Annotated in this window: 23 protein-coding genes; 11 read left to right on the top strand and 12 right to left on the bottom strand. The window is 69.4% G+C overall.

Features of this window, described 5'->3' with window-relative positions; all coding sequences use genetic code 11:
• Window positions 1-38 precede the first annotated feature (38 nt).
• Complete coding sequence (locus DY262_RS11345) at window positions 39-911, top strand: pirin family protein (RefSeq protein WP_116958977.1); 873 nt, start codon at window positions 39-41, stop codon at window positions 909-911.
• Here DY262_RS11345 and DY262_RS11350 read toward each other — a convergent pair.
• The 9 genes from DY262_RS11350 to DY262_RS11390 all read right to left on the bottom strand — a co-directional run bounded on the left by DY262_RS11350 (window position 908) and on the right by DY262_RS11390 (window position 9,265).
• A complete protein-coding gene (locus DY262_RS11350; RefSeq protein WP_116958978.1) occupies window positions 908-1,147 on the bottom strand; it encodes a hypothetical protein in 240 nt (79 codons plus the stop codon). The two genes, DY262_RS11345 and DY262_RS11350, sit on opposite strands and share 4 nt — an antisense overlap.
• Before the next feature lie 161 nt (window positions 1,148-1,308).
• Window positions 1,309-1,752: a cyanase gene (gene cynS, locus DY262_RS11355; protein ID WP_116958979.1), complete on the bottom strand. Its 444-nt coding sequence runs from the start codon at window positions 1,750-1,752 to the stop codon at window positions 1,309-1,311.
• 68 nt (window positions 1,753-1,820) lie between these two features.
• Entirely contained in the window at window positions 1,821-2,696 is an 876-nt protein-coding gene (locus tag DY262_RS11360; RefSeq protein WP_116958980.1) for an ABC transporter ATP-binding protein, read from the bottom strand.
• A complete protein-coding gene (gene ntrB, locus DY262_RS11365) occupies window positions 2,686-3,555 on the bottom strand; it encodes a nitrate ABC transporter permease (RefSeq protein ID WP_116958981.1) in 870 nt (289 codons plus the stop codon). The genes DY262_RS11360 and ntrB overlap by 11 nt, the downstream gene beginning before the upstream one ends.
• A 2-nt stretch (window positions 3,556-3,557) precedes the next feature.
• Complete coding sequence (locus DY262_RS11370; RefSeq protein ID WP_116958982.1) at window positions 3,558-4,964, bottom strand: CmpA/NrtA family ABC transporter substrate-binding protein; 1,407 nt, start codon at window positions 4,962-4,964, stop codon at window positions 3,558-3,560.
• Window positions 4,965-5,098: 134 nt separating this feature from the next.
• The gene (locus DY262_RS11375) at window positions 5,099-5,791 is read right to left on the bottom strand and encodes a response regulator (RefSeq protein WP_116958983.1); all 693 of its coding nucleotides are present in this window, start codon (window positions 5,789-5,791) and stop codon (window positions 5,099-5,101) included.
• Window positions 5,788-6,999, bottom strand: coding sequence for a sensor histidine kinase (locus DY262_RS11380; RefSeq protein WP_116958984.1), 1,212 nt, complete (start codon window positions 6,997-6,999; stop codon window positions 5,788-5,790). The genes DY262_RS11375 and DY262_RS11380 overlap by 4 nt, the downstream gene beginning before the upstream one ends.
• A 55-nt stretch (window positions 7,000-7,054) precedes the next feature.
• On the bottom strand, window positions 7,055-8,005 hold the full coding sequence (locus DY262_RS11385) for a TerC family protein (protein ID WP_116958985.1): 951 nt from the start codon (window positions 8,003-8,005) through the stop codon (window positions 7,055-7,057).
• A gap of 216 nt (window positions 8,006-8,221) precedes the next feature.
• A complete protein-coding gene (locus tag DY262_RS11390) occupies window positions 8,222-9,265 on the bottom strand; it encodes a homocysteine S-methyltransferase family protein (protein ID WP_116958986.1) in 1,044 nt (347 codons plus the stop codon).
• A gap of 71 nt (window positions 9,266-9,336) precedes the next feature.
• Between DY262_RS11390 and DY262_RS11395 the strand changes: the two genes are divergently transcribed.
• The 3 genes from DY262_RS11395 to DY262_RS11405 all read left to right on the top strand — a co-directional run bounded on the left by DY262_RS11395 (window position 9,337) and on the right by DY262_RS11405 (window position 12,265).
• On the top strand, window positions 9,337-9,756 hold the full coding sequence (locus DY262_RS11395; protein ID WP_116958987.1) for a rhodanese-like domain-containing protein: 420 nt from the start codon (window positions 9,337-9,339) through the stop codon (window positions 9,754-9,756).
• Window positions 9,753-11,741 (top strand): RecQ family ATP-dependent DNA helicase, encoded by a 1,989-nt coding sequence (locus DY262_RS11400; protein ID WP_116958988.1) that lies wholly within the window; start codon window positions 9,753-9,755, stop codon window positions 11,739-11,741. Before DY262_RS11395 ends, DY262_RS11400 begins: the two co-directional genes overlap by 4 nt.
• Before the next feature lie 179 nt (window positions 11,742-11,920).
• Window positions 11,921-12,265 (top strand): hypothetical protein, encoded by a 345-nt coding sequence (locus tag DY262_RS11405; RefSeq protein WP_116958989.1) that lies wholly within the window; start codon window positions 11,921-11,923, stop codon window positions 12,263-12,265.
• A gap of 87 nt (window positions 12,266-12,352) precedes the next feature.
• On the opposite strand, the gene DY262_RS11410 is transcribed toward DY262_RS11405, so the two are convergent.
• Window positions 12,353-14,620, bottom strand: a complete 2,268-nt coding sequence (locus DY262_RS11410) for an ATP-binding protein (RefSeq protein ID WP_416187028.1) — start codon at window positions 14,618-14,620, stop codon at window positions 12,353-12,355.
• A gap of 268 nt (window positions 14,621-14,888) precedes the next feature.
• On the opposite strand from DY262_RS11410, the gene DY262_RS11415 reads away from it, so the two are divergent.
• The 4 genes from DY262_RS11415 (at window position 14,889) to DY262_RS11425 (ending at window position 18,955) form a co-directional block, all read left to right on the top strand.
• Entirely contained in the window at window positions 14,889-16,088 is a 1,200-nt protein-coding gene (locus DY262_RS11415) for a threonine ammonia-lyase (RefSeq protein WP_116958991.1), read from the top strand.
• Between the two features lie 47 nt (window positions 16,089-16,135).
• Window positions 16,136-16,540: a PaaI family thioesterase gene (locus DY262_RS11420; protein WP_116958992.1), complete on the top strand. Its 405-nt coding sequence runs from the start codon at window positions 16,136-16,138 to the stop codon at window positions 16,538-16,540.
• A 69-nt stretch (window positions 16,541-16,609) separates the two neighbouring features.
• On the top strand, window positions 16,610-16,750 hold the full coding sequence (locus DY262_RS21790) for a hypothetical protein (protein ID WP_175442869.1): 141 nt from the start codon (window positions 16,610-16,612) through the stop codon (window positions 16,748-16,750).
• Window positions 16,751-17,098: 348 nt separating this feature from the next.
• Window positions 17,099-18,955 carry a phosphoenolpyruvate carboxykinase (GTP) gene (locus DY262_RS11425; protein ID WP_116958993.1) on the top strand — a complete coding sequence of 619 codons (1,857 nt, stop codon included), beginning with the start codon at window positions 17,099-17,101 and terminating at the stop codon, window positions 18,953-18,955.
• Between the two features lie 83 nt (window positions 18,956-19,038).
• On the opposite strand, the gene DY262_RS11430 is transcribed toward DY262_RS11425, so the two are convergent.
• Entirely contained in the window at window positions 19,039-19,569 is a 531-nt protein-coding gene (locus tag DY262_RS11430; RefSeq protein WP_116958994.1) for a hypothetical protein, read from the bottom strand.
• Between the two features lie 120 nt (window positions 19,570-19,689).
• Here DY262_RS11430 and DY262_RS11435 point away from each other — a divergent pair, with 120 nt between their 5' ends.
• The 3 genes from DY262_RS11435 to DY262_RS11445 all read left to right on the top strand — a co-directional run bounded on the left by DY262_RS11435 (window position 19,690) and on the right by DY262_RS11445 (window position 21,984).
• On the top strand, window positions 19,690-20,667 hold the full coding sequence (locus DY262_RS11435) for a LysR family transcriptional regulator (RefSeq protein ID WP_116958995.1): 978 nt from the start codon (window positions 19,690-19,692) through the stop codon (window positions 20,665-20,667).
• On the top strand, window positions 20,667-21,482 hold the full coding sequence (locus DY262_RS11440; RefSeq protein WP_116958996.1) for a metallophosphoesterase: 816 nt from the start codon (window positions 20,667-20,669) through the stop codon (window positions 21,480-21,482). The genes DY262_RS11435 and DY262_RS11440 overlap by 1 nt, the downstream gene beginning before the upstream one ends.
• A 79-nt stretch (window positions 21,483-21,561) precedes the next feature.
• A complete protein-coding gene (locus DY262_RS11445; RefSeq protein ID WP_116958997.1) occupies window positions 21,562-21,984 on the top strand; it encodes a universal stress protein in 423 nt (140 codons plus the stop codon).
• Window positions 21,985-22,040: 56 nt separating this feature from the next.
• Here the strand turns inward: DY262_RS11445 and DY262_RS11450 are convergent, their stop codons facing one another.
• Window positions 22,041-22,958, bottom strand: coding sequence for a LysR family transcriptional regulator ArgP (locus DY262_RS11450; RefSeq protein ID WP_116958998.1), 918 nt, complete (start codon window positions 22,956-22,958; stop codon window positions 22,041-22,043).
• Window positions 22,959-23,127: the final 169 nt, after the last annotated feature.

Consider the following 23,127-nt stretch of genomic DNA (forward strand, 5'->3'; position numbering starts at 1 on the left):
CCGGTCGACAATGGCCGGCCACGACCAAGGAGACCCCGATGCTGGAAATGGTGATCGACGCGCGCGCCGCCGACCTGGGCCACGGCCTGACGGTGCGGCGCGTGCTGCCCTACGCGAAGCGCCGCATGGTCGGCCCCTTCATCTTTGTGGACCACGCCGGCCCCGTGACGCTGGCGGCCGAGGACACGCGTGACGCCGACGTGCGACCGCACCCGCACATCGGCCTGTCCACCGTGAGCTACCTGCTCAGCGGACAGATCAAGCACCGGGACAGCCTGGGCGTGGTGCAGGACATCGTGCCCGGCGACGTGAACTGGATGACCGCCGGCCGCGGCATCTCGCACAGCGAGCGCTTCACCCACCCCGAGTCCTTCGCGGGCGGCGGGCTGGAGCTGATGCAGCTCTGGGTGGCGCTGCCCGAGCGCGACGAAGAAACCGAGCCTGCCTTCACCCACTACCCGGCCAGCGATCTGCCGGTGCGCGAACGGGACGGCGTGTGGATGCGCCTGATCGCGGGCGAGGCCTATGGCCTGAAGAGCCCCGTGCGCACGCACTCGCCGCTGTTCTACCTGCACACCGAATGGCAGGCCGGCGCCAGCCTGGCCCTGCCCGGCGGCCACCGCGAGCAGGCGGTGTACGTGGCGCGCGGCGACATCGAGTACGCGGGCGAGGTCTACCGCCCCGGGCAGCTGCTGGTGTTCGGCGACGACGCCGACGCGCTCATCACCGCGCGCGTGCCGAGCACGCTGATGGTCTTCGGCGGCGAGCCATTGGGCGAGCGGCATGTCTGGTGGAACTTCGTGTCTTCACGCAAGGAGCGCATCGAGCAGGCCAAGGCGGACTGGGCCGCCGGGCGCATCCCGCTGCCGCCAGGCGATGACCAGGAGTGGATTCCGCTGCCCAAGGCCTAGGACCAGGACGGATCACCCGCCTGGCGGCGCTGCACCCGCGCCGCGCCCCACACCACGCGCAGTGACCGGCCCTCGCGCGCCAGACTGTCGGCCACCTGGCCGATCACGTGGCGGCGGCGCATGCCGTCGCCGGGCACGTCGAGCTCCCAGAGCTTGAGCGAACCGTCGGGCTGTTCTTCCACCAGGATGGAGAAGCGGCCATAAGGGTCGCGGTATTTGAGGGTGCGGCAGTACATGTCGGCTCGGCGGCAACGAGCCGGTGAGTGACCGAAGGGTCGAAACGGTTCACCCTCATGACCACGCCCACCGCACCGCCCCCAGAGACACCACGGAACCGGCTCCGCCGGGCCGTCGGTACCGCCCCTCCCAGGGGGGAGGCGCGCAGCGCCGCGGGGGGTCAATACTGCTTGTACGGCAGGAACTTGCCCGACATCACGATGTTCACGCGATCGCCGTTCGGGTCTTTCTCGCGCTTCATGTCCATCTTGAAGTCGATAGCGCTCATGATGCCGTCGCCGAACTCCTCGTGGATGAGCTCCTTGAAGGTGGTGCCGTAGACGCTGATGAGTTCGTAGAAGCGGTAGATCAGCGGGTCGGTGGGCACGCTGGTGGGCAGCGAGCCTTTGTAGGGCACGACCTGCAGCCACTTCTGCTCCTCGGCCGTCAGGCCGAAGACCTTGCCCAGGACCTTGGCCTGCGCGGGCGAGGCGGTCATCTGGCCCAGGCACAGGGCCGTGGTCCATTCCTTGGACTGACCGACTTTCTTGGCGACGTCCTCCCATTTCAGGCCCTTGCTGACCTTGGTGGCGATGATCTTCTCGGTGACTTCGATGCGGCTCATGGTGGGGGGTCCCGTTGTGGTGGTGGGGTGGGGGTTGGGGTTGGAGTGGGCGCGGCGGGGTGCCGCCGTCAATGCGCTGTCGCCCGGGAGACGAGAAAGTCGACGATGTGGTTGCGCAGGGCGTAGTAGCCGTCCAGGTGGTGCAGCTGGGTGCGCGTGCGCTCGCGCAGCAAGGGGTTGTCCACCACCTCGGCCAGGCCGCCCGGCCGGTAGGCGCCATCCACCTCGGCCCCGTTGCTCATGAGCAGGATGCGGTCGGCCAGCAGGATGGCCTCGTCCACGTCGTGGGTGATCATGAACACCGTCTGTTGCGTCTCGCGAACGATGCCCATGAGCTCGTCCTGGATGGTGCCGCGCGTGAGCGCGTCCAGCGCGCCAAAGGGCTCGTCGAGCAGCAGCATCTTGGGCTGAATGGCGAAGGCCCGCGCGATGCCCACGCGCTGCTTCATGCCGCCCGACAGCTGCGAGGGCTTCTTGTCGATGGCGGGGCTCAGGCCCACCATGGCCACGTACTTCTCGACCTGCGCCTCGACCTCGGGCTTCTTCCAGTCGGGCCAGCGCGACTTCACCGCGAAGGCGATGTTCTGGCGCACGGTGAGCCAGGGCATGAGCGCGTGGCCCTGGAACACCACGCCGCGCTCCAGGCTGGGGCCAGCGATTTCGCGGCCGTCCATGAACGCATGGCCCGCGCTGGCGGTGTCCAGGCCAGCCAGCACATTGAGGATGGTCGTCTTGCCGCAGCCGCTGTGGCCGATGATGCAGACGAACTCGCCCCTGTCGATGCCGAAGTCGACGTTGGCGAAGACCGGCTTGTCGGCCTGGTAGGCCTTGGCGAGGCGCTCGACCTGCAGGAAGGCGCGGGAATGGGCGCTCATGGCTTGGCCTTTCGCTGGTGTTGCGCGCGTCGCGGCTGCGACGCCCTGTTGCCGGCCGTCACTCCACATAAGTCACCGCCTTCTGCAGTTGCGCGAACATCAGGTCGAGCAGCATGCCCACCACCCCGATCACCAGCACCGCGAAGATCACGTTGGTGAGCGAGAGGTTGTTCCACTCGTTCCACACGAAGTAGCCGATGCCGGTGCCACCCACCAGCATCTCGGCCGCGACGATGACCAGCCAGGCAATGCCCATGCTGATGCGCATGCCCGTGAGGATGGTGGGCGCAGCGGCGGGCAGCACCACCAGGAAGGCCTTGCGCAGCGGGTTCACCTCCAGCGTGGCGGCCACATTGAGCCAGTCGCGCTTGACCGAGGCGACGCCGAAGGCGGTGTTGATCAGCATCGGCCAGACCGAGCAGATGAAGATGACGAAGATGCCGCTGACGTTGCTGTCTTTCAGCGTGTAGAGCGCGAGCGGCATCCAGGCCAGGGGGCTGATGGGCTTGAGCACCTGAACGAAGGGATCGAAGGCCTTGCTCATGAGCGGCGACATGCCGATGAGAAAGCCCAGCGGAATGGCCACCAGCATGGCCAGCGCGAAACCCAAGCCCACGCGCGCCAGCGAATGCGCGATCTGGATGCCGATGCCCTTGTCGTTGGGGCCTTTGTCGTAGAAGGGATCGGACAGGTGTTTCCAGCTGGCCTCGGCCACCGCCAGTGGGGGCGGGAAGCCGTCCGACTTGGCCACGGCCGCGCCGGGGTCCTTGCCCATGAGCTTGGCGTACTCCAGTTCTTCCGGCGTGAGCGAGGCGGCGGCCGAGGACGTGCCGGCGCCGCCCGTGCCGATCTGCCAGGCACCGACAAAGACGACCAGCAGCAGCAGCGAGACCAGCGCGGCGCGCAGGTTCAGGTTCAGCGCCTTCATGCTCAAACCGCCTTGCGGACCGCGAAGCTGTCGAGGTAGTCCTTCGGCTTGGCCGGGTCGAACACCTTGCCCATGATGGTGTGCTTCTCGTAGCCCGGCCCGGCCTTGAAGTCCTGGCCGAGCGCCTTCATGTGCTTGCGCGCGTCGGTGATGAGGAAGACGCGCTCGGCGATCTGCTTGTAGTTGACGTCGCCTTTGATGTAGCCCCAGCGCTGCATCTGCGTGAGCATCCACACCGCCATGCTTTGCCAGGGCATGGGGTCGAAATCGGCGCGATCGGGCACGTTCTGGATCTTGCCCAGGCCGTCGGCGAAACGGCCGGTGAGCACCTGGGCCACCACGGTCTCGGGCTGGTTCAGGTAGGCCTGCGGCGAGATCACCTTGGCGATGAGTTCACGGTTCTTGGGTTGCCGGGCCATGGCCGCGGCCGTGAGCACCGAGCGGTACAGCGCCGCGAAGGTGTTGGGGTTCTGGCGGATGAATTCGGCGCTGGTGCCGAAGGCGCAGCAGGGGTGGCCGTTCCACAGATCCCTGGTGAGCACGTGCAGGAAGCCGACCTCGTCGTACACCGCGCGCTGGTTGAACGGGTCGGGGCCGAGGTAGCCGTCGATGTTGCCGGCGCGCAGGTTGGCCACCATCTCGGGCGGCGGCACCACGCGGATCTGGATGTCGGTGTCGGGGTTGAGCCCGTGTTCGGCCACGTAGTAGCGCAACAGGAAGTTGTGCATCGAGAACTCGAAGGGCACGGCGAACTTGAAGCCCTTCCACTGCTTCGGATCGCGCTTGTCCTTGTGCTTGACATGCAGCGTGATGGCCTGGCCGTTGGTGTTCTGGATGGTGGCCACGTTCATGGGCGTGGCGTTGGAGCCCACGCCCATGGAAATGGCCAGCGGCATGGGCGACAGGAAGTGCGTGGCGTCGTACTCCTTGTTGATCATCTTGTCGCGGATGAGCGCCCATCCCGCCGTCTTGATGACCTCTACCTTGAGGCCTTCGCGCTGGTAGAAGCCCAGGGGGTGGGCCATGATCAGCGGCGTGGCGCAGGTGATGGGAATGAAGCCGATCTTCAGATCGGTCTTCTCCAGCGGGCCCTTCTCCTGCGCCATGGCCTGCAGGCTGGCGATGGGCAGCACGTTGGCGATGGCGGCCATGGCCGTGCCCTTGCCCACGGCGCGAAGGAAACGCCGGCGCACCGCGTCCTGCGGAAACAGCGCCTTCACCAACGTGGCCTCGATGAAGTCGCGGCTGTAGGCCTCGAACTCGCTGCTCTCGCTGCGTTCGCGCAGCGCGCCCGCGGCCTGCGCGGCGGCCTCTTCGGCCTGGTGCTCAGCGACGGTGTGGTCGCGGCCGCAGCTGCACTTGAGCATCAGCGGTTTGTCGGCGTTGTACGGGTCGAAGAAGTCGGACATGGCGCACCTCGTGTGTGGGAGATGCGCGGTGCATTGCAAGCCGCGGGCCAGTGGCTGTGCCACGGCGGATGCGCGCGCGATTTCGCGGGCGCTGCGGCGACGCGGCGTAGGGCCAGCCCTACACAGGCGCCGCCTCAGGCGCCGGAACGCTGCCTTTCGGCGTACAGCGCCAGCTCGACGTCGTTCTTGGCGCCGGTCTTTTCGAGGACACGCGCGCGGTAGGTGCTCACGGTGTTCGAGGCCAGGCCCAGCCGCGCACCAATTTCGCTCACGGTCAGGCCCTGCGTGAGCAGGCGGTACACCTGGTGCTCGCGGTGCGAGAGCGCCTCGGGGCCAGCCTGCACGCCGCCGCTGCCCACGGCGGCGGCCAGGGCCTCGGCCGTGGCGGGCGTGAGGTAGCGGCCACCGCCCGCGCACTTGCGCACCGCCAGCAGCATGTCGTCGGGGTCGGCGCCCTTGTTGAGGTAGCCGCAGGCGCCCAGGCGGATACAGCGCACCGCGTACTGCTTCTCGGGGTAGGTGCTGAGCATGAGCACCGGCAGGTGCGGGTGTTCCTTGCGCAGGCGCTGCAGCACGTCCAGCCCGTCGATGCCCGGCATGGCGACGTCGAGCAGCACCAGGTCCAGGCCTTCGCTGCCGCCCAGCGCACGCACCTGCGTGAGCACGCCCTCGCCGCTGTGGGCTTCGGCCACCACGCTCACGTCGGGCGCGTCGGCCAGGATCTGCTTGAGCCCTTCGCGCACGATGCGGTGGTCGTCGCCGATCAGCACGCGGATGGTGTCGGCCAGCAGATCAAAGCGGCTGGCCTCGCTGTATTGGCTGTTCATGTCACCTCCCCGGGCGTCAGCGCGATGGTGAGTTCCATGTGCGTGCCACGGCCCAGGACGCTTTTGATCCGGATGTCGCCCCCGAAGTGCCCCGCGCGTTCGCGCATGCCCATCACGCCGTAGGCGTTGGCCGCCTCGAAGGCCTGGGGGGCGGCGCCGATGCCATCGTCGCGCACCGACAGCCGCAACAGGCCCTTGCGGTGACGGATGCGCACGGCGATCCGACGGGCACGCGCGTGGCGGCCCACGTTGGACAGCATTTCCTGGAAGATGCGAAAGACCGCGATGGCCAGCGGCTCGGCCGGCTCCGGCGCGCCGTCCACCGCCATGCGCCAATCGAGCGCGAGTTCGGCGCTGGCCACGAACTCCTGCGCCTGCCATTCCAGCGCGGCCCACAGGCCCTGGTGGTCGAGGATGCTGGGGCGCAGGTCGGTGATGATGCGCCCGACGTTGTCGACCGCGCTTTCGATCAGCCGGCTCATGTTCTGGCATTTGCAGCGCATGCGCTCGCGCATGCCCTCGGCCTCCTCGGGCTGGCGCCGCGCCTGCTCGGACAGGCGCCTGTCCATCCAGTTCACGTCCATCTTCAAGGCCACGAGCAGGCTGCCCAGTTCGTCGTGCACTTCACGCGCGATGCGCGTGCGCTCTTCCTCGCGCACGGCCTCGCTGCGCGCGGCCAGCTCGCGCACCTGGCGCAGCGCGGTCTCCAGCGCGCGCGTTCGCTCGCGCACCCGCTGCTCCAGTTGCTCCTTGGCGCCGCGCAGGGCGTCGGCGGCGCGGCGCCGCTCGGTGATGTCGATGAACGTGACCACGGCGCCGCGCACCTGGCCGCCGTCCACGATGGGGTGGCTGCTGTACTCCACCGCAAAGGCGCTGCCGTCGCGCCGCCAGAACACCTCGGCGTCGATGCGGCAAGGCTCGCCCGCGCGAAAGGCGTTGAAGATCGGGCAGTCCTCCACCGGGTAGGGCGCACCGTCCGCGTGCGAGTGGTGCGTGAGCGCGTGCATATTGCGGCCCAGGAGCTCGACGGGCTCGTAGCCGATCATGCGGGCCCCGGCGTGATTGATGAACACGCACAGGCCGTCCAGGTCGACGCCGAACACGCCCTCGCCCGTGCTGGCCAGCAGCAGGCCCAGGGGGTCGCGCCAGGCCGCCGTGGACGGGGCCACGGCGGCGCTGATCAGTTCGGGAAAGTCCGCGGGCGGCATGGCCCAGGCGAGAGCAAGGCCTGTGCCATGTTGGTGCGCCGCGGGACGCGGGGGCTCAGGTGTTCGGCGCCGTCTTGGCGCTCCAGACCATGGTGATGGCCAGGATGCCCACCACCACCGCCAGCGACACCGCCACCGGGATCTTGAAGACGTCGATCAGCATCATCTTGGTGCCGATGAAGACCAGGATGACCGCCAGGCCGTAGTTCAGCAGGTGGAACTTGCCGGCCACGGCCTGCAGCAGGAAGAACATGGCGCGCAGGCCCAGGATGGCGAACACGTTGCTGGTGAGCACGATGAAGGGGTCGCGCGTGATGGCGAAGATGGCCGGGATGGAGTCCACGGCGAAGATCACGTCGGTCACGCCCACCAGGGCGATCACCATCAGCAGCGGCGTGGCAATGCGCTTGCCGTTCTCCACGGTGAAGAACTTCTCGCCGTCGTAGTGCTGGCTCACGGGCATGAGGCGGCGCAGCAGCTTGAGCGCGGGGTTGTCGTCCAGCGCGGGCTCCTTGCCGGCGGCCCACCACATCTTCACGCCGGTGAGCACCAGGAAGGCGCCGAACACATAGAGGATCCAGTGGAACTGCGCCAGCAGCCAGCCGCCGACCAGGATCATCACCGTGCGCAGCGCGATGGCGCCCAGGATGCCGAGCATGAGCACGCGCTTCTGGTACGCGGCCGGCACCGCGAAGTAGCTGAAGATCAGCAGGAAGACGAAGATGTTGTCGACCGCCAGGCTTTTCTCGATCAGGTAGCCGGTGAGGAACTCCAGCGATTTCTCGTTGGCGAGCGCGGTGGAGCCGGTGCTGTCCTTGATGGCCCACCAGAGCAGACCGTTGAAGACGAAGCTCAAGGCGATCCAGACCAGCGACCAGTTGAGCGCCTCCTTCACGCCCACGGCGTGGGCACCCTGCTTCTTGAGCAGCACGAAATCGACGAACAGGGCGGCCACGACGAACGCGGCGAAGACCACCCACAGCCACAGCGGGGCAATGCTTTCCATGAAAGACCTCGGTTTGGTGTTGACGAACACCCCAAGGTCTGGTCGCGGCCACCCGCTGGGTGGCTGGACGTTCCCGGCGGCCTTTCGGGCCGCGAATTGACGAGAACGCCGCGCCGCCGATGCCTCGCTGTGCGCGGGGTGGCGGGCCGATTACTCCCCTTGAAGGGAAGCCGGATTGTCGACCGGCCGGGCAAATCCCGGCAAGCCGTCGGGTATTCAGGCCGTTTCGGCGTAGAAGGCGGCGCGGTGGCGCGGCGCCAGCGGCGAGACCGCGCGGCCGATGGCGGCGATGTGGTCCGGCGTGGTGCCGCAGCAGCCGCCCACGATGTTGACCAGGCCCTCGGCGGCGAACTCGTGCAGCAGGCGGCTGGTGACCTCGGGCGTCTCGTCGAAGCCGGTGTCGCTCATGGGGTTGGGCAGGCCGGCGTTGGGGTAGCAGCTGATGTAGGTGTCGCCCGCGACCTTGGCGAGCTCCTGGATGTAGGGCCGCATGAGGGCCGCGCCCAGCGCGCAGTTCAGGCCCACGGCCAGGGGCTGCAGGTGGCGCACGCTGGCCCAGAAGGCGCTGACGGTCTGGCCGCTGAGGATGCGGCCCGAGGCGTCGGTGACGGTGCCGCTGATGATCAGGGGCAGGCGCTCGCCGGTGGCGGCGAAGACCTCGTCGATGGCGAACAGCGCGGCCTTGGCGTTGAGCGTGTCGAAGATGGTCTCCACCAGCAGCACGTCGGCGCCGCCTTCCAGCAGGCCTTCGACCTGCTCGCGGTAGGCCGCGCGCAGCTGCTCGAACGTGACGTTGCGCGCGCCGGCGTCGTTCACGTCGGGGCTGATGCTGGCGGTCTTGGGCGTGGGGCCCAGGGCGCCGGCCACGAAGCGCGGCTTGTCGGGCGTGCTGAACTTGTCGCAGGCGGCGCGCGCCAGGCGGGCCGAGGCGACGTTCATCTCACGCGCGAGGCCCGCCATGTCGTAGTCGTCCTGCGCGATGCTGGTGGCGCCGAAGGTGTTGGTCTCGATCAGGTCGGCGCCAGCGGCCAGGTAGCCCTCGTGGATGTCTCGGATGACGTCGGGCCGGGTCAGGCTGAGCAGCTCGTTGTTGCCCTTGACATCCTTGTGGAAGTCCTTGAAGCGCTCGCCCCGGTACTGGGCTTCGTCCAGCTTGAAGCGCTGGATCATGGTGCCCATGGCGCCGTCGAGGATGGCGATGCGCTGCTCGAGGATGGCCGGCAGGGCCTGGGCACGGGTGAAAGCGGGGGACTTGTCCATCGGGGCATTGTATGAAGCGCTCCCCACCCCCACGCAGGGCAAGGGCGTGGCATGGCCGACAATACGCGCCCATGAAACACCTGTCCCCCCAGGAAGCCTGGACCTGGCTCCAGGCCGAAACCGCGCGCCGCGCCGCGCTGGGCCAGGACCCGCCGCTGTTCGTGGACGTGCGCATGGAGATCGAATCGCTCTATGTGGGCCGCCCGCCCGGCGTCGAGAACATCCCCTGGTACGAATACCCCGACCTCACGCCCGATCCGGCGCGCTTCGCCCAGGCCGTGGCCCGCGAGGCCGGCGACAAGGCGCGGCCCGTCCTGCTGATCTGCCGCAGCGGCAAGCGCACGCTGGACGCCGGCAAGGCGCTGGAGGCCGCGGGCTTCAGCGAGGTCGCCCACGTGCTGCACGGTTTCGAGGGCGAACTCAACGAACACTTCAAGCGCTCCACCGTGAACGGCTGGCGCCACGACGGGCTGCCGTGGGAACAGATGTGATCGACGTCGCCGCCGGCGCCGAGACGCTGGAGGCCTGCGTCGAGGTGCTGCAGTCGGTCTTCGGCTACGAGGCCTTCCGCGGCCCGCAGGCGCAGATCGTCAGCCACGTGAGCGAGGGCGGCGACGCGCTGGTCCTGATGCCCACCGGCGGCGGCAAGTCGCTGTGCTACCAGGTGCCGGCCATCGTGCGCGCCCAGGGCGGGCACGGCGTGGCGGTGGTGGTGTCGCCGCTGATCGCGCTGATGCACGACCAGGTGGGCGCGCTCACCGAGGCCGGCGTGAGCGCGGCCTACCTCAACAGCAGCCTCTCGCTGGAGGAGGCCCAGCGCATCGAACAGCAGCTGCGCCGCGGCGACCTCACCCTGCTCTACGTGGCGCCCGAGCGGCTGCTCACCGCGCGCTGCCAGGCCATGCTGGAGAGCCTGCACGCGCAGGGCCGGCTGTCGCTGTTCGCCATCGACGAGGCGCACTGCGTGAGCCAATGGGGCCACGACTTCCGCCCCGAATACCGCGAGCTCGCGGTGCTGCCCGAGCGCTTCGCCGGCGTGCCGCGCATCGCGCTCACCGCCACGGCCGACGCGCTCACGCGCGCCGACATCGTGGAGCGCCTGCAGCTGCAGGACGCGCGCACCTTCATCAGCAGCTTCGACCGACCCAACATCCGCTACCAGCTGGTCGAGAAGAAGGACGCCACGGCCCAGCTGCAGCGTTTCATCCGCGACGAGCACAGCAACGCCCAGGGCCACGACGCGGGCGTGGTGTACTGCCAGTCGCGCCGCCGCGTGGAAGAGGTGGCGGCCATGCTGCAGCAGGCCGGCTTCAAGGCCCTGCCCTACCACGCCGGTCTGGACGCCGCCGTGCGCCAGCAGCACCAGGACCGCTTCCTGCGCGAAGAAGGCCTGATCATGGTGGCCACCATCGCCTTCGGCATGGGCATCGACAAGCCCGACGTGCGCTTCGTGGCCCACCTGGACATGCCCAAGAACATCGAGGGCTACTACCAGGAGACCGGCCGCGCGGGTCGCGACGGCGAACCCGCCAACGCCTGGATGGCCTATGGCCTGCAGGACGTCGTGAACCAGCGCCGCATGATCGACGACAGCCCGGCGCCCGACGAGTTCAAGCAGGTGCTGCGCGGCAAGCTCGACGCCCTGCTGGCCCTGGCCGAGGCCAGCGACTGCCGCCGCGTGCGCCTGCTCGCCTACTTCGGCGAAACCTACCAAGGACCGCACGCCGGTTTCGCCGCCGGGCCGCCCCAAGGCGAAACGCACCCTCCCCGGGCGGGCAGCGACCCGCGCAGCGGCGCAGCGTGGGGGGTCATGTGCGGCAACTGCGACAACTGCCTCAACCCGCCCGAGCTGTTCGACGCCACCGAGCCCGCGCGCAAGCTGCTGTCGTGCATCTACCGCGTGCAGCAGGCCAGCGGCCACGGCTATGGCGCGGGTCACATCATGGACATCCTGCGCGGCAAGGCCACCGAGAAGGTCGAGGCCAACGGCCACCAGCGGCTCAGCACCTTCGGCATCGGCGCCGACTGGAGCGAGACCCAGTGGCGCGCCCTGCTGCGCCAGCTGATCGCCATCGAGGCGGTGCGCGTGGACGACGCGCCCTACAACACCCTGCACCTGGCCGACGGCGCGCGCGCCATCCTCAAGGGCGAGGGCGAGGTGCGCCTGCGCATCCAGGCCGAACGCGCGCCCTCGCGCTCGCGCAGCGCGCGCGCCAAACCGCCGGTGGGCGACGACGGCACGCCGCTGAGCCTGGCCGAGCGCGACTGCCTGGAGGCGCTGAAGGCCTGGCGCGCCGGCGTGGCCAAGGAGCACAACCTGCCCGCCTATGTGATTTTTCACGACGCGACCCTGCGCGCCATCGCCCAGCGCCGGCCCACCGACGTGACCGACCTGGACGGCATCAGCGGCATCGGCCTCAAAAAGCGCGCGGCCTACGGCGATGCGGTCATCCAGGTGGTGAGTGCTTTTCTCTGAGCCCTCAAGTCCTGCGGGCCCCAGCCGAAAACCATCGGGTGACAGTGCCGACCGCCCGTCGGCCAACCGTCTGTCGCACGTGATGCGCCGCTCAAGCCAACGGCCCTCATGCCGATGTTCCATGCAAGGGGCGGCCTCCGCTCCACCGGTCTCAACGAATCGATTGCACGGAGCGCGTCATGTTTTTCCGCCTGCCCTGGCTGTCCAAGCGAAGGGCCCCCAACTACCACGACACCCTGGCCCTGGACCTGGACTATGTCGTCGATGAATTCCATTCGGCCATGGCCGACATCCAGGATCCCCTGCGCGTGCGCCTGCACGCCGCCCTGATGAACTGCCGCACCCCGCGCGACCTGTGGTTCCTGCGCGGCAAGCTGTTCAACCTGATCTGCAAGCACCACCACGAGGGCGAAGCCAACAAGCGCGTGGGCCGCCTGGACGCCAAGCTGCGCTACTTCGTGGACAACCACCCCGACTACTCGGCGGACGAGGTGCCGAGCCGCCCCATGGGCTTGCTGCACTGACCTCTGCCGCCGCGCCCCCGGGGCGAACCCGGGCACGCGAAACAAAAGGCCACCTTCGGGTGGCCTTTTGCTTGGGGCGGGCGGACCTCAGTGCACAAAGCCCATGCCGCGCGCCTCGCGCACCTCGGGCTTGATGCGGTGCTCGGCCTCGAGCTGGTCCAGGAATTCGGCCGGCTCCATGGTGGCGCCCAGGATCTCGGCCTGGCGCTTGACGGCGGCGAAGTCGCCCGGGCAGAGCTGCTCCAGGCGCGCCAGGCGCTGGCGCAAGCCATCGTCCAGGCGCTCACTCTGGCCGCCCAGGGCCTCGACCACGAACATGGTCTCCCGCTGCGCGCGCGTGAGCGGCTTGAAGCGGATCTTGAAGGTGAAACGGCGCAGCGCGGCCTGGTCGATGCTGTCCATCAGGTTGGTGGTGCAGACGAAGATGCCCGCGAAGCGCTCCATGCCCTGCAGCATCTCGTTGACCTCGGTCACCTCGTAGGTGCGCTGCGCGCCGCGGCGGTCCTGCAGGAAGCTGTCGGCCTCGTCGAGCAGCAGCACGGCGCGCTCGGCCTCGGCCTCGCGGAACATGGCGGCCATGTGCTGTTCGGTCTCGCCCACGAACTTGCTCACCAGATCACTGGCGCGGCGGACCATCAGGGGGCGGCCGAGCTGCTGAGCGATGTGCTCGGCCAGCGCCGTCTTGCCGGTGCCGGGCGCGCCGTGGAAGCACAGGCAGCCGTGGCCGCGCGCCTTCAGCGCATCGATGATGCGCGGGATGGGGTGGCGCGACTCCACGTGCAGCATGTCCAGGCTGTACTGCGTGACGCTGGGGCGCTGCAGCACGTCGGGCGCGCGGCCCAGGGCCTGGTCGGCGTGGCGCAGCTGGCGCTCGATCAGCTCGTCCAGCAGGGGCGGCGGCCCCAGGCGCGCGGCGGCCTTTCGACCGGTGGCGCGCGCCGGCGCGGCGGCCAGTTCGGCGAAACGCACCGCCGTGCGGATCTGCGCCGGCGTCAGGCCCTTGCGCTCGGTCAGGCGACCCACCAGGGCCTCACTCACCGCCGAGCCCTCCAGCGTCTTGCGCACCAACTGCTCGCGCGCGCCGGGCGGCGGGCTCTTGAGTTCCAGGTGGTAGGCGAAGCGGCGGCGGAAGGCCGGGTCGATCTGCTCGATGCGGTTGGTGATCCACAGCGTGGGCACGGCGTTCGACTCCAGCACCTGGTTCACCCAGGCCTTGCCGCTGACCGAGTGGCTGTGCGGCGCGGCCACGTGCTCGGCGCGCGCCATGAACTGCGCGGCCTCGCTGGAGATCGGCGGGAACACGTCTTCCACTTCGTCGAACAGCAGCGCCGACTGCGCCGTGCCCTTGAGGAACACCTGGGCGATCTGCAGCGAGCGGTAGCGGTCGCGGCCCGAGAGCGCGTTGCCGTCGCGGTCGGCGTACTCGACCTCGAACAGCTCCAGGCCGGCGGCCTTGGCCACCACGCGCGCCAGTTCGGTCTTGCCGGTGCCCGGCGGACCGTAGAGCAGCACGTTGACGCCGGCCTCCTTGCGCGCCACGGCCTCGCGCAGCAAGCCGCTGAGCAGGCGCACGTCCTCGCGGACGTAGTCAAAGTCGGCGGGCGCCAGCGTGGAGCGCGCCGCCGGGCGCGTGAACACCGCCATGAGCTCGCTCTGCGAGCGGTACTCGCGCATCAGCACGGGCGGCAGCTTCTCGCTCACCTTCATCAGGTCGGCGAGGTCGGTGATGTTGTGCTCGGAGATGAGGTTCTCGACCATGCCGATGCGCTCGAGCCGCGAGCCCGCGCGCAGGGCCTCGCCCACCTCGCTGGCCTTGACGCCGGCCACGTCGGCGATGGCGGCGTAGGCCTCGGGCGCGTTGTTCACCTTGAACTCGACCAGGATGGAGCGCAGATCGCGCTGGTAACGCGCCAGCGTGCCGTACAGCAGCAGCGCGCGCTCGGCGCGGTTGAGCTGCAGCAGCCCGGCCAGGGCGTCGATGTTCTTCTCCACCAGGGTGCTCTGCTTCTTGAGCGCCTGGCTCAGCCAGTCGCCGGTGACGGCCAGCACCGAGAGCAGGTCCTTGGGCGCTTCCTTGGCGTATTCGTCCAGGTAGAAGAACAGCGTGCCTTCCTCGTACGGGCCGCGCCAGACGCCGTAGCGGTCCATGAAGGCGGCCGTGGAGAGCCTGTCGTGGCCAGCCCAGAGCTCGTTGTCGCGGCAGCGCCGCTGCAGGAACTCGCGCAGGCGCTGCAGCACGGTGTGTGGCCACACCAGGTGGCGCCCGGCCAGCGAGAGCAGGGTGTTCAGGTCGCGCCGCACGTTGAAGCGCGGACCCTGGCGCGCCGCCAGCGTCAGCACGAAGTGCGAGCACATGAGGTCGAGCACGGGCGCCTGCTTGAGGCCGTGCGGCACGTGAAGGCGCCCTTCACCCAAGGCGCGCGCCTCAGGCGAGCGGACCGCGGGACCGGGTGACAACTGCCGTTTGCTCATGCGCAGGCTCCTGCGACAACCTCCAGCGTGACGGGGCGCCACGGAGCGGGGCCCCTGTGCGGCGGACCATAACGCAGCTTGATGCGCGATGGAAGGGCGCGATGACGGGCGTTCCAGGGCTTTTCCCACGCGGCGGCGCCACAATCGCCGGATGCTGCAAATAGATGACATCCGCGCCGCGGCGGCCCGCCTCGACGGCCAGGTCCTGCGCACGCCCTGCGTGGAATCGCGCACGCTGTCCCAACTGACGGGCTGCCAGGTGTTCCTGAAGTTCGAGAACCTGCAATACACGGCCTCGTTCAAGGAACGCGGCGCGTGCAACAAGCTCGCGCAGCTCACGCCCGAGGAATCCGCGCGCGGCGTGATCGCCATGAGCGCGGGCAACCACGCCCAGGGCGTGGCCTACCACGCGCAGCGCCTGGGACTGCGCGCGGTCATCGTGATGCCGCGCTTCACGCCCGGCGTGAAGATCGAGCGCACGCGCGGCTTCGGCGCCGAGGTGGTGTTGCACGGCGACACCCTCGACGAAGCCCGCGCCCACGCGCGCCACCTGGCCGAGCAGCAGGGCCTGGTGTTCGTGCACCCCTACGACGACGAGGCCATTGCCGCCGGCCAGGGCACGGTGGGGCTGGAGATGCTGGCCGACGTGCCCGGCCTCGACATCCTGGTGGTGGCGGTCGGCGGCGGCGGGCTCATCGGCGGCATCGCCACGGCGGCCAAGGCGCTGAAGCCGGGCATCGAGGTGATCGGTGTGCAGACCGAGCGCTTCCCGGCCATGGTCAACGCCATCAAGGGCACGCGGCACCCGCAGGGCAGCAGCACCATCGCCGAAGGCATCGCGGTGGGCACCCCCGGCGAGATCAACCTGCCCCTGGTGCGCGAGCGCGTGGACGACCTGCTGCTGGTCGATGAAGGCGACATCGAGCAGGCCATCGTGATGCTGCTGGAGATCGAAAAGACCCTGGTGGAGGGCGCGGGCGCCGCCGGCCTGGCGGCCCTGCTCAAGCACCCCCGGCGCTTCGCGGGGCGTCGCGTGGGCCTGGTGCTCAGCGGCGGCAACATCGACCCGATGCTGCTGGCCTCCATCATCGAGCGCGGCATGGTGCGCGCTGGCCGCTTGGCGCGCATCGCCGTGAACGCGCGCGACGTGCCCGGCAACCTGGCGCGCATCACGGCCCTGGTGGCCGAAGCGGGCGCCAACATCGACGAGGTGCACCACCAGCGCGCCTTCACCCTGCTGGCGGCGCAGAACGTGGAGATCGAACTGGTGCTGCAGACGCGCGGGCGCGAGCACGTGAAGCAGGTGATCGACGCGCTCGACGCCGCCGGCTTCGACGCGCACGAGCAGTAATGCGCGCGACGTCCGGCGCCGCACGCGCCTCCGCATAATCGCGCGCCATGGACAACAGCACCCTGCAGGCCGCCCTGGCCGAGTACTTCGCCCCCTGGGTCCAGGCCCTGGGCCTGGTGGTCGACGGCAGCGCCGAAGGCACCGTCACCCTGCGCCTGCCGCAGAGCGACCAGCTCAGCCGCGTGGGCGGCATGCTCTGCGGCCAGGCCATGATGGCGGCCGCCGACACCGCCATGGTGCTGGCGCTGATCCGCCAGTTCGGTGGGTTCCGGCCCTGCACCACGGTGCAGATGAACACCAGCTTCCTCAAGCCCCTGTCCGGGCAGGACGCCCTGGTCGAGGCGCGCGTGATCCGCGCCGGCAAGAGCCTGGCCTTCGGCGAGATCGACATCCGCGGCGCCACCGACGGCAAGAGCGTGTGCCGCGCCACGACCACCTACGCGCTGCTGTAGGGTCTGCCCGGGAGACAAGGCCCTCTTGGCCTAAAATCGCGCCTTTTAGCGACCTGACCGGAGCGTTTCATGGCCCACCAAGAACACCACACCCCCGAGCACACCGACGACGTGGTCGAGGCCATCACCCCGCTGATGCCCATCGTGCTGCCCCTCGCTGGCGGCGTGCTGATGTTCCTGCTGGCCTTCATCGCCGTGTTCATGGCCTGAAACCGCCTGTCGGGCACCGGGCCGGCCCGCCACTGGGGGCCGGCTTTTTTGTGGGCGCCCGCGCCAGAATCCGCCCACAACGCCGTCAATTGCATCACGTCATGCGGGTTTTGCATGTAACCCGTTAGTAACCCTGAGGGGTAAATCCTAAAATCGACCCAGTCGTCGATTGACGCCCCTCCCCGCGGGGCCACCGCCCCGCTGGCCGCCCGGGCTGCCGCCATCCACCGATGGGCAGCCGGCGCAGTCGACCCGAATTTGCTCGCCCAGATCCCCACGCCGACAGCCGCTGCCCGCGGCTGTCCCCGTCTTGGGCGACCGCCGGTTATCAAACTCTGGAGTCACTCGATGAACTCTCCCGTGATGCAGGGCCTGGCCCTCAACACCCCCTCCTACGTCAAACACGCCCGCCTGATCGCCTGGGTCGCCGACATGGCCGCTCTGTGCAAGCCGGACACCATCGTCTGGTGCGACGGCAGCGACGAGGAATACAACCGCCTGTGCCAGGGCCTGGTGGACGCCGGCACCTTCAAGCGGCTGAACCCGGCCAAGCGCCCGAACAGCTACCTGGCGTGCTCCGATCCCTCGGACGTGGCGCGCGTGGAAGACCGCACCTTCATCTGCAGCGAGCGCCAGGAAGACGCCGGCCCGACCAACAACTGGAAAGCCCCGGCCGAGATGCGCGCCACCCTGCAGCCGCTGTTCGACGGCTGCATGCGCGGGCGCACCATGTACGTGGTGCCCTTCAGCATGGGCCCGCTGGGCAGCCCGATCGCCCACATCGGCGTGGAGCTGTCCGACAGCGCCTACGTGGCCGTGAACATGAAGCTCATGACCCGCATGGGCAAGGCCGTGTTCGACGTGCTGGGCACCGACGGCGACTTCGTGCCCTGCGTGCACACCGTGGGCGCGCCGCTCAAGGCCGGCGAGAAGGACCGCACGTCCTGGCCCTGCAACCCCACCGTCAAGTACATCGTCCACTACCCCGAAACGCGCGAAATCTGGAGCTACGGCTCCGGCTACGGCGGCAACGCGCTGCTGGGCAAGAAGTGCTTCGCGCTGCGCATCGCCTCGACCATGGGCCGCCAGCAGGGCTGGCTGGCCGAGCACATGCTGATCCTGGGTGTGACCAACCCGCAGGGCAAGAAGTACCACGTGGCCGCGGCCTTCCCCAGCGCCTGCGGCAAGACCAACTTCGCCATGCTGATCCCGCCCAAGGGCTTCGAGGGCTGGACCGTCACCACCATCGGCGACGACATCGCCTGGATCAAGCCCGGCGCGGACGGCCGCCTCTACGCCATCAACCCCGAAGCGGGCTACTTCGGCGTCGCCCCCGGCACCAACACGGCCACCAACCCCAACTGCATGGCCAGCCTGAACAAGGACGTGATCTTCACCAACGTGGCGCTCACCGACGACGGCGACGTGTGGTGGGAAGGCATGGGTCCGGCGCCCGAGCACGCCATCGACTGGCAGGGCAAGGACTGGACGCCCCAGACCGCCAAGGAAACCGGCGCCAAGGCCGCCCACCCGAACGCGCGCTTCACCGTGGCCGCCACCAACAACCCCGCGCTGGACGCCGCCTGGGACGACCCCAAGGGCGTGGCCATCGACGCCTTCATCTTCGGCGGCCGCCGCAGCACCACGGTGCCACTGGTGACGCAGGCGCGCGACTGGACGGAAGGCGTCTACATGGCCGCCACCATGGGCTCGGAGACCACCGCCGCCGCCTTCGGCGCGCAGGGCGTGGTGCGCCGCGACCCCTTCGCCATGCTGCCCTTCACCGGCTACAACATGAGCGACTACTTCCAGCACTGGCTGAACCTGGGCGCGCAACTGCAGGCCAAGGGCGCCCAGCTGCCGGGCATCTTCTGCGTCAACTGGTTCCGCAAGGACGAGAACGGCAAGTTCGCCTGGCCGGGCTTTGGCGAGAACATGCGCGTGCTCAAGTGGATGATCGACCGCCTGGAAGGCCAGGGCCAGGGCGTGGAGCACGCCTTCGGCGTCTCGCCGCGCTACGAGGACCTGCACTGGAATGGCCTGGACTTCAGCGCCGAGCAGTACCGCACCGTCACCACCATCGACAAGGCCGCCTGGGTGCAGGAACTGAAGCTGCACGATGAGCTGTTCCAGCAGCTGGCCTACCACCTGCCGCGCGAGCTGACCGACACCAAGGCGCGCATCGAGCAACGCCTGGCGGCCTGAGCGCCATCCCGGCCGATCGACCACCCGATCGGCCACAAAAAAAGCCACCCCGTGGGGTGGCTTTTTGCTGGGCGCGTGACAGCTCAGATGAAGTGCAGCTTGGCGTAGCGGGCGCGGCTGGCGGCCAGGCGCTCCCAGTAGCTGGCCTGCGGCGCCGCGGCGGCCTTGGCGGTTTCCGGCAGACCCAGGGGGGCGAGCGCTTCGACGAAGTCGGCGGCGGTCGGCTCCCGCTCGGCGCGGTCGCGCGCGGCCATCAGGTCTTTCATCAGGCGCGGGTCGTGGCGGGCCATTTCCCACAGGCGCATGTCGGCGCGGGCTTCGGCCAGCGAACGCGACCAATCGTCGAGCGCGGCCACGGCGCGGCGCGCCACGCGGCGGGCGCTGTCGGCGAACAGGGCCAGGCCGGCGAAAACCAGGGCCCAGAGCAGCACCCAGGCCAGCATCAGGTGGCCGTCGGCCCAGGTGTCGATCAGCTGGTCGGCCACGACGATCAGCGTGGCGATGGCGGCGGCGAGCAGCAGGGCGCTCAGGCCGCGGGCGCCTTCGGGCGCGGGGGTGTTGGTGTCCGCGCGCAGGGCGGCGGGCAGCGAGGGGGCGGTGAGAACGGTGCTCATGGCGAACTCCTAAAAACCACGTCTTGTGGACGGAACGAACTCTTGTGGACAGGGGGAATATAGGGTTAACCCGTATATCTCGCCACTTTATTCTGCTGATGGATACCATTCACGGTGTCTATGATTTCACCCAACTTCCGCACCTTCGATCTGAACCTGCTGCGCGTCTTCGACGAGGTGATGGCCGAGCGCAACCTGACCCGGGCGGCGCACAACCTGGCCATGACCCAGCCGGCGGTGAGCAACGCCCTGCGCCGCCTGCGCGAGCTGCTGGGCGACGAGCTGGTGCGGCGGGCGGGCTTCGGCGTCGAACCCACCCCCACCGCCCTGGCCCTGTGGCCCGCCGTGCGCGAGGCCCTGAACCTGCTGCGCGGCGCGCTGGCGCCGGGCGCCTTCGACCCCGCCGCCGCCACCAGCACCTTTCAGCTCGCCATGGCCGACGCCACCTCGGCCAAGCTGATCCCCAGCCTGATCGACATCTTCGAGCGCGAGGCGCCGGGCGTGAACCTGCGCGTGCTGCCACTGACCACGCGCGACCCGCGCGAGCTGCTGGAAAGCGGCGCGGTGGACCTGGCGATCGGGCACTTCCCCGCCGTCATCGCCGAACTCGGCGCGCGGCAGCAGCAGGACGAGCTGCCGCGCTTCGCCTTTGAGCGCCTGTACGACGGCGACTACGTGGTGGTCATGCGCCGCGGCCACCCGCTGGCCGGCCAGCCGCTGTCGCTGGACACCTACTGCGCCGCGCGCCACCTGCTGGTCAGCTTCTCGGGCCGGCCCTTCGGCTTCGTCGACGAGGCCCTGGCCGCGCGCTCGCGCCAGCGCCGGGTGGTGATCACGGTCAACCAGTTTTTCACCGCCGGACGCGTGGTGGCCACCACCGACCTGCTCACCGTGCTGCCGCGCCACTTCCTGTCGGCCACCGGCATGGAAGATGAACTGGCCATCAGCGAGCTGCCGCTGGCCGTGCCCGAGGTGCACGTGGACACGCTGTGGCACCGCCAGCGCCAGCACGACGCCGCCCACCGCTGGCTGCGCGAGGCGGTCTCGCGCTCGGCCGCACGCAGCGGCCTGCAGAGCACGGACACAATCGCCCCATGATGAAGATCCAGTTGCTGAGCGACCTGCACCTCGAGGCCAACCGCGACTTCCAGCCCCAGCCCGCGCCTGGCGCCGACCTGCTGGTGCTGGCCGGCGACGTGGGCTCCTACCAGCGACGGCGCGACGGCAGCGCCATGCCCGAGCCCGACTGGGGCCTGCGCCGCTTCGCCGACTGGCCGGTGCCGGTGCTCTACCTGCCCGGCAACCACGAGTACGACGCCCTCGATGTCGACGAGGCCCACGCCGCCCTGCGCGCCACCTGCGAGCGCCTGGGCCTGCGCTGGCTGGAGCGCGAGACCTGGGTCTGGCGCGGCGTGCGCTTCGTCGGCACCACGCTGTGGAGCGACTACGACGCCATCCGCCCGCCCGGCAGCGAGCCGCTGCTGCAGCGCGAAAAAGCCTTTCGCGCCGCCGACCACTACCTGCGCCAGATGGCCGGGCGGCGCCATGGCCGCCTGTTCGATGCCGCCGCCATGCGCGAGCTCGGCCTGGAGTGCCAGCGCTGGCTGCGCGAGGCGCTGGCCCGCCCCTTCGACGGCCCCACGGTGGCCATCACCCATTTCGCGCCCACGCTGCACAGCGCCGATCCGCGCTACGGCCTGACGCCTGGCACGGCCGGCTTCTGCAACGCGCTCGACGAGCTGCTCCCGATGGTCGATCTCTGGCTGCACGGCCACCTGCACTGCCCCACCGACGTGCGCGTGGGCCGCTGCCGCATCCGCGCCAACCCCCTGGGCTACCGCGAGAAGCAGGAACAACTCGCCTTCGATCCCGTCTGTCTGGTCGAGGTGGCGCCGCAATCCCGCCCCGTTTGATCCCGCGCAAAGCCGCGGCCCGACGGGCCCCGTACACTCGGCCCGTCAATCACCACAGTGAACCCCAAGGAGAACCGCGATGAAGATCCTGCTGGCCGTCGATGGCAGTGAGTACACCAAGAAGATGCTCGCCTACCTGACCACCCACGACGAGCTGTTCAGCGCCGACAACGACTTCAGCGCGATCACGGTCCAGTCGCCTCTGCCCCCGCGGGCGCGCGCCGCCGTCGGCGCCGACGTGGCGAACCAGTACTACGAAGAAGAAGCGGCCAAGGTCACCGGCCCGGTGAACAAATTCCTGCAGCGCCACGGCATCACGGCCAAGCTGCTGCACAAAACCGGTTCGGCCGGCGAGGTCATCGCCAAGACGGCCAACTCGGGCAAGTTCGACCTGGTCATCATGGGCTCGCACGGCCACGGCGCGCTGGGCAACCTGGTGCTGGGCTCGGTGGCCACCAAGGTGCTGGCCCATTGCTCGGCGCCGGTGCTGATCGTGCGCTGATTCCCCGCGCGATCGATCCCACGGAGCCGCCCTCGGGCGGCTTTTTCACGCCCGCCTCAAGCCGGCGGGCGCAGGCTGTGGGCCGCGGCCGCGCGCAGGGCCGTGCTCAGGGCGTCGAGCACATCGGAGCTGAGGTTCCAGCAATGCCAGTGCAGCGCGACGCCCAGGCGGTGCTTGGGCGCCACGTCCACCAGCTCGCCGCGCTCGATGAGGTCGCGCACCAGCAGCCAGGGCACCACGCTCACGCCCCAGCCCGCCAACACCGCGCGCACCTGCCCCTCGCTGGAAGGCACAAAGCGCTGCTTGAGCAGCACGCGCTGCAGCCCGAAGGCCTCGGACACGAAGGCGTGCTGCAGGTGGTCCTTGCGGTTGAAGGCGATGAAGGGCAGGCGGTGGAAGTTCTGGGTGTTCAGCCCGCGCGGGCAGTGCTCGCGCGCGAAGCCCGGCTGGGCGATCAGCACGTAGTCCATCACGCCCAGCGGCTCCATGCGGCAGCCGCGCAGCGCCTGGCCCAGCGAGGTGACGCAGCCCAGCACCTGGCCCTCGCGCAGCCACTCGTGGGTGAATTCCTGGTCGTCGGTGATGATCTCGATCGGCAGGCCACCGCGCGCGAGCCCGTCCAGCGCGGGCAGGGCCCAGGTGGCGATGCTGTCGGCGTTGATGGCCACCGAGATGCGCTCCTCGCCGCGGGCGCTGGCGGCGCTGCTGGGCGCCAGCTCCTTCAGGTCCTTTTCCAGGTCGGCGCGCAGCAGCCGCATCATCTTGGCGTGCTTGATCATGAGCTGCCCGGCCGGCGTGGGCTTGAGGGGGCGGCTGCGCACGATCAGCACCGTGCCCACCTGCGCTTCCAGGGCGCGCAGGCGCTGCGACACGGCCGACTGCGTGATCGACAGCCGCTGGGCGGCGCGCTCGAAGCCACCCTCCTCCACGATGGCGGCCAGGCATTCCAGGGCGTCGGGGTCGAAGGTGCTCATAAAAGGCCTCCGCGCAATGCGCGTCGATGCGAGCCCCTTCGGGCGGCCGGACGGGGCTCTGGGTGCGATCCTGTATCAGCCAAACTGATGAACTCGATTTTGCTTGAATCTCGCTTCACCTGAGTCGGCGATTTCCCGACACTGCCGGGATCAGCGATCCGCTGTTCGG

It is taken from the genome of Hydrogenophaga borbori, assembly GCF_003417535.1.
Taxonomy (GTDB): domain Bacteria; phylum Pseudomonadota; class Gammaproteobacteria; order Burkholderiales; family Burkholderiaceae_C; genus Hydrogenophaga; species Hydrogenophaga borbori.